This is a genomic window from Polyangium fumosum (genome assembly GCF_005144585.1).
In the GTDB taxonomy this organism is placed as follows: Bacteria; Myxococcota_A; Polyangia; order Polyangiales; family Polyangiaceae; genus Polyangium; species Polyangium fumosum.
On sequence record NZ_SSMQ01000161.1, the window covers coordinates 1 to 6,551 of the forward strand.

3 protein-coding genes are annotated in these 6,551 nt (G+C 63.1%); all 3 read right to left on the reverse strand.

What is annotated here, in order from left to right; all coding sequences use genetic code 11:
• Nucleotides 1-1,937, reverse strand: a 1,937-nt coding sequence (locus E8A74_RS51350) for a serine/threonine protein kinase (RefSeq protein WP_170230026.1), incomplete at its 3' end; no start/stop codon positions are given.
• A complete protein-coding gene (locus E8A74_RS51355; RefSeq protein ID WP_420814248.1) occupies nucleotides 1,882-4,704 on the reverse strand; it encodes a hypothetical protein in 2,823 nt (940 codons plus the stop codon). The genes E8A74_RS51350 and E8A74_RS51355, both read right to left, overlap by 56 nt.
• A gap of 721 nt (nucleotides 4,705-5,425) precedes the next feature.
• Entirely contained in the window at nucleotides 5,426-6,340 is a 915-nt protein-coding gene (locus E8A74_RS51360) for a fibro-slime domain-containing protein (RefSeq protein ID WP_136936539.1), read from the reverse strand.
• Nucleotides 6,341-6,551 lie beyond the last annotated feature (211 nt).

Consider the following 6,551-nt stretch of genomic DNA (forward strand, 5'->3'; position numbering starts at 1 on the left):
GCGCAGACGTCTGCGCGCGCTTGCTGTCGAAGCTCGATGCGCCCGGCGGCCGGACGAACGCGCGTGCGCGCGGCGCCTGCCACGGCAGCGGGCCGGCGTCCAGACGGGGGTGAGCGAGGTGATACCAACAGTCGCCGTGAGGCCGGGTCCAACCATTGAAGGTCATCGAGGAAAAGGACGACGGGGTGCGCCGCGTTCGCGAAGACGTGCAAAAAATCGAGGAGCGTCAGCTCGAAGCGGTTCTTGGCCTGATCCGGCGGCAGCTCCGGTACTTTGGGCAGGTCACCAACGACGAGCGCGAGCTCCGGGACGAGCTCGGTGAGCAGCGCGCCGTTGCCTTTGAGTGCGGAGAGGAGGTCCTCTTTCCATCGTGCGAGCGCCGCGGGCGGCTCCGTCAGGATCTCGCGCATCAATTCCCGAAACGCATGGACGACCGGCGCGAGCGGTACGTCGCGGGAGAGTTGATCGAATTTTCCAGAAATGAAATAGCCGCCATGCCGCGAGATACTCTTGTGAATTTCGCGGACCAGCGCCGACTTGCCGATGCCGGAATAACCCGAGACGAGGACCAGCTCCGGGCCGCGCAGACGGGCGCGCTCGAACGCCTGGAGGAGCGCTTCGATATCATGCTCTCGGCCGTACAGGCGCTGCGAGCGCCGCAGCTCGGGCGCCCTGTCCTTCGTATACAGAGGGAATGACTCGACGGAGCCGCGCTCCCTCCACTGCCGGAGGCATTCGCCGAGGTCGAATGCGAGGCCCGCGTCGCTCTGGTATCTTTCCTCGGGCGTCTTCGCGAGGAGCTTCATGACGATATCCGAGAGCGGCTCGGGCACGGACGGAGCCATCTCACGCGGCGGCACCGGGCTTCGTGTCAGGTGGGCCTGAAGAACGTCCTCGACCTCGCGGTCCGGGAAAGGCACATGTCCGACGAGCATTTCATACAGAATCACACCAAGCGAATAAAAGTCCGACCGCGCGTCGACCGCGCGGTTCATCCGTCCCGTTTGTTCGGGTGAAACATAGAGAGGCGTGCCCTCCAACGAGCGCGCGCTCGCTGGCGCACTGAGCTCGCGAGAGATGCGTGCCGATATCCCGAAATCAATGAGAAACACCTTCGAGGTGGACGGATCCACCAGAATGTTCCTCGGCGTGATGTCCTTGTGGATGACGCGCCTTTCGTGGATCGCCGCGAGCGCATCGCATATCGATATCGCGAGGACGAGGACGGTCTCGATCGAAAGCTTCTCGCCCTCGAGGATCTCGCGCAGCGTGGGGTGGCCGATGTCCGCCATCACGAGGCGCAGGCCGCGCCCGTGCTCCTCCAGCGCGAGCGCGTGGGGTGTATTGTCGAGCCCGAGATCGCGCAGGATCATGAATTCGCGCCGCAGCCTGGCGAGCTCTCGCGCACTCGGATAATCGTTCTTCGTCTGCTTCAGGATGACCTGCGCCGCGCTGTCGTGTTTCCGCGCCCGATACACGAACGTTTCGGCGCCTTCATAGACGGGCACCACGGACGTGTAACCGTCGAAAGCATCGGCTGCTGAGGCGGGAAAAGCGGACGGCGCGACCATGTGGCCTCCTCGGAGAAGCTTAGCTTTAAGGAGAGACCCTACCCGAGGTGGGGGCGCTTCTGCAAGGGTTCTCTTGCCGAGCCAAGCCCCCCAAAACGTGGATCTACGCCGGAAGTGCAGCGCTCGAACGTCAGCTCCTCTATTCCACTTGAAATTACGCGAACTTGTACCTGTCCAAGCACACCACCCCACCGCTGGATGAACTCCGGGCCCAGCACGGCGTTGTGGATCCGAGAGATGGGTGCGTTGACGTTCGACGTGGACCCGCTGCCGGAGCGCTTCGCGTCCCTTGGTGCAGCGGCGCGTATGTTTATTCGTCGCCGTCCCGGATGCCGTCTTCGTCCCGGTCGATACCAATTCGCTCACCGGTTCCGGGAGGCACGCACGTAAATGTCAGCTCGCGCTGGAAGGATTTGGCTAGGCTCAACAGCGCGGTCCTTGAAATCGTCCCGAACGACTGGTAGCTCGACACGAACTCATTCGCGCCCACATACAGGAAGCCGATCTCCTGCGCGAAGCGGGTCTTTCCGATCAGATCACATTCGCCTACATCGGCGCGTGCTACGAGGAGATTGAGGCGCACGTTCGCAGCGGCGCTGTTCTGGTTCGTGACGGTGACCTGCTGCCCGACGATCGGCGCCAGATTGCTGTCGAAGGCCAAGAGGAACTGTTCGACCTGCCTGCGCACCGGGTCGCCTGCCCCTGGAGGGCTCTCGTCGAAGCCGTTGGGAGAAACGGGGGGGCTGTTCGGGAACGAGGTCTGATCGTCGAACCCACGCGAGTTCATGAAGCGGAAGATCGTGTCTTCGGACCCGTCGTTCGTGAAGCCGAATCCGCGCACCTGATCACCCATGGGATCGTTATCCTTGGGGAAGATATTCGGCACCCTGGCCATACCGAACATACCAACCTTCTGGTAAAGGTTGCGGAGATGCGGAACTTTCATGCTTTGTGGCTGCTCGTTGACGACGTATCCGCCCCCGGTACCAAAGAATCCCGGGATGGGCTCGCCGAACTCGGCGTTTGCGGTCGGGTCGAGCCTGTGGCACGTCTCGCAGGCACCGGCAAGGGCCCCACCCACCAGGAAGAAATGCTCGCGCCCCGCTTCCTGGTCCGGCGTAAACGAGTTATCTAGGTTCCGAATCGGGTTCGGGGGGTACATGATCTGGAGCGCGAAATCCGCGAAGGCCTCCATGTCGTCGTCGGGGATCGGCTCGCTACGGCCCAACAAATCGACAAAACCGGCCTGGAATTGCCTGAACGCCTCACGTTCATCGAACGTCCCTTCGTTCGGCTGCGCACTCGGCTCGGCGTTGCCTCCGGTGCGATCGCCTCGCCAATGCATGGGGCCATGGTTCGCCATTCCACGAAGGCTCTGCGTCGTCATCGGTCCCTTGAGCGCGGAGAAACCATCAAACGTCGGAAAAAACTTCGGGAACGGACTGGCGATCGGTCCCGGCAGGTCGCTCGTCGCGATGTCCGGGTTGCCGAGATTCCAGGCGAGGCTATCCATGTCGCCGAAGACATGGCAGCTCGCGCAGGACGCCTCCCCGTTGGCTGAGCTGAATCGGGCGTCGTACAGGTATTGCCGGCCCGCGACGACGCTCGGAGGCTCGGGGTTGTAGAGCGGGACGCGGTCGAGGACGGACCTTGTCGTCGTGTTGACGATCGCGATCGAATTGTCGAACCGCGTGAGCACGTAGAGCCGCTTGTTGGACTCGTTGAGGACGAGGCCCGTCGGGCCGACAGGCTCGTCGCTGTCGTCGAGGACGATGTGGTTCGCGGCGCTCGGGATGAATGTGCCGTTCTCGAGCGCAGCCGTATCGAAGACACCGATCTTGCTGGAGCCGAGTGCCGCGACGTACAGCTTCGATCCATTGCTCGTGATGGCCATCCCTACGGGCGTGGCGAGACTCTTGTCATTTGCCGCGTTGGGCAGCGATGCGCAGCAAGAGTCATAATTGATGTGCTTGTTGAGGTGGCGCGGCGTGACCGTACCATTCGACAGCACGGAGATACGAGCTTCATGCAGGTGACCACGAACCGTCGACCCAGTGAAGATCCCCGGCCCCTCGAACCGCTGGAGGTTGTTCGCGTCGGTGTTCGTGACGTACACCTTCCCGTTCGCGGGGTTGACGATCATGTTGTAGAGGACCGTGCCCACGCCGGTATAAGAGCCCGCGGTCCCGGCGAGCTGCGCGGGAGGGTTAGCCATGGCGTCGATGACGAACACGTCCTTGTCGGGGAGGGAGAGCCTCACGGCTGCATCCCAAGGTGTCCCGCTCTCGTCCACCCAGTGATTGCCGTCGTACTTCACGATCAACGCGGTCGGCGGCTGGGGTTCGCCAAGAGCATTCGTGTGCGGCGGCGGCATCCCGCCGTTGGCGAGGACGAGGTTCCTATGAATGCTCGTGGTGCGGTTGCCCGTATGAAAGCCGGCCGCGTAAACACGCTGCCCGTCCGGGCTCACCGCGAGTGCCCGCGGCGTGTCCGCAAAGAGACGGATGATGTTGAGGGGGACACCTCCGAGCGAGCTCGCCCCCAGGTTCGTCGCGTCGAACACCCAAACATCCGCGCGCCCAATGCCGGGCGTCGTGAGCTGGGGATCAAATGGAGCGTTCTGGCCGCGGTGGGCCGCGGTAATGAACGCCCGGCTACGGTTGAGGCCGCCGAACACAATGTCGCGAGGCTCGTCGCCGACGAGCAACGTACGGACGACGCGCGGCGCAAAGGGGACCGTAACGTCCACCACGCTCACGCTGTCGGAAAGATGATTGACCACCCAAACCTCGTCGTTGTTTCGCGACGCGACAGCGACGGGCTCGAGTCCGACCGTTACAGATCCGACATGCAGCAGCCCTGACGGCGTGACATGGAATACCTCAAGCCGGTTATCAGGGGTGTTCACGGCATAGAGCCGCTGGCCGTTTTGTGAAAGCGCGAGAGGCCGGACTTGGTCGCTCTCGAAGAGTGTATAGGACGCCGCACGGGCAGAGCTCACCGACACCATCGCGCCCGACAGAGCTGCCGCAAAGGCAAGCCAGGGTTTGCCGTGGCGCCGTCGCGCCGGCACGAGGATGGCGTGATCGAGCCCGGAACCATGGAACTCCCGCGCGTGGAGGTCGGTCGACATATCTCCCCTTTCAGCGATGAAGCAATCGCCCAAACTCGGACGAATGAATTTCAGCGAGACCGACGAGCCGGAGGGTATCGATGGGTCCACATCCACGGACCCTCGCCCTTCCCCTCCTGCCGGTCGATCGGGGGCGCCTTCGGGCGCTCTTATAAAGTACCCGGTCCGAGTCAAATTTCAAGCTTATTTTGTGTGTGCCAACATGCGCATTAATGGGAAGCGTCGACGAAGATTCGACGCCATCGTTGGCACGAGTCTTTCAGGGAGTTCGCGTCATCGCGGACCGCTCGAGAAAAACAAGATGCCTCTTCGGCACTCGGCACTCGGGCCCGCCCTTTGCCCACCCTGCGACGCCCGCTGGATCACCGCGCGCAAGCAGAGGACAACATCGCGCCCGGAGCCTCCCGCAGGTCGTTTCCAGGCCAGAACGTTCGCAGCGAGGGGGCGAGGACGCGACGTTGGCCGGCACGACCCCGGGAGCATCCCCCGAGGTGACCTCGGCACCTCGTCGAACGTCGCGCACGCGGGGTCCTGCCCCGCACAGTCAGCCTGCGACCTGTCCGCGCCTCGCGGTGCCCGGGGTCTTCCCCGTCGCGCGCGAGGAGGTGGCACATGGCTCGTCGCGCCGACGAGGCCCGGGCGCACCCCTCCCACCTTTCTCGATCACTCGCTTTTGGTCTCGGTGGGTCTGGCTTCGTTCCCGCGGAGGGATCGCGTAGCGCTATTTGGGCGGGTCCACCGGCAAGAAGCAAAAATTGCTCGTCTCGAAGCGGTAATTCGATCCCGAGTAATTCCGCTCCGCATGGAAGACCTGCAAATCGTACACGCCGCCGAGGACCAGGCCGAGCTCCGATGCGCGTTGGTCGAGATCGACCGTGCCCAGTTCGGGACCATGGAGGCCGCCGAGGTCGATGGCGAGGCGGTGATTGATGAACACCCAGATGTCGTCGTCCCCGCGGAACGTGAACACCTCCCCGCCCTTGTAACGGAAGGAAACGAGCGCTTCGGTGGTGAAATGCCAGTTGTTCGGCATGCCATTCAGCTCGAAACCTTCGTTCCCGAACCCGAACATCGCATCTATCGGATGAAAATTCGCGTCGTCGTAAACGAGCGTGGTGCCATTGCCCGTGAGCGGGATCTGCACATTGGCAGAAAAATTGACACCGGGGGTGTCCCGATACCACGAGTCGAAATTGGCGACACCGGTGAAGGGCGCGTAGGTCGGGCCATCGGGGCTGACATCATTGCCCGCAACGTACACGGGCTTGAAACTGCCATCGGGCTGCTTGGCCAATTCGGCAGCCAGGATGCCCTGGCGAATACCGACGATTTCACCAAAGTTGGGGTGGTCGCTCCACTGGAAGTCGGGATGGCTTTCGGAGAAGTCGCGCACCCGCATGGTCAAGGTGCTCAAACACTCCTCGCCGGTATCGCCGCCCGTACCGCTGCTGGAGGTCGTGAGGTTGAGACCACCTTCGCCGCCCGCACCGCCGGCCCCCGCGCCGCCGTTTCCCCCACCCCCCGAACCCGCGCCGGAGGATGCAGTCGTTGCACCCGTCGGAGAACCGGTGTCCTGACCGGACGAACAACCGAGGACGAGCAGCAGGCCGAGCAGCGAAAGGATCGTGGTGCGCATTGGTGGATGATACCACGCAGCCAGACGGCGCGGAAGCTCATCCAGAAAGCTGCACGACGTGCCCGAAATGCCCCCGCGCCATGAGCTAGGTGACTGGTGTTTTTCTCTACCAAACCATCGCGGGATGGTGTAATGCGGGGCCATGTCCCTTGGACAAACCCCGAAGCAGGGCGAGATGTGGAGGTCGACGTCAGCGTATTGCGAGGCCAAG

Coding starts and splice junctions, on each gene's coding strand:
- E8A74_RS51360 (WP_136936539.1), bottom strand. CDS start 6,340: ATGCGCACCACGATCCTTTCGCTGCTCGGCCTGCTGCTCGTCCTCGGT.
- E8A74_RS51355 (WP_420814248.1), bottom strand. CDS start 4,704: ATGTCGACCGACCTCCACGCGCGGGAGTTCCATGGTTCCGGGCTCGAT.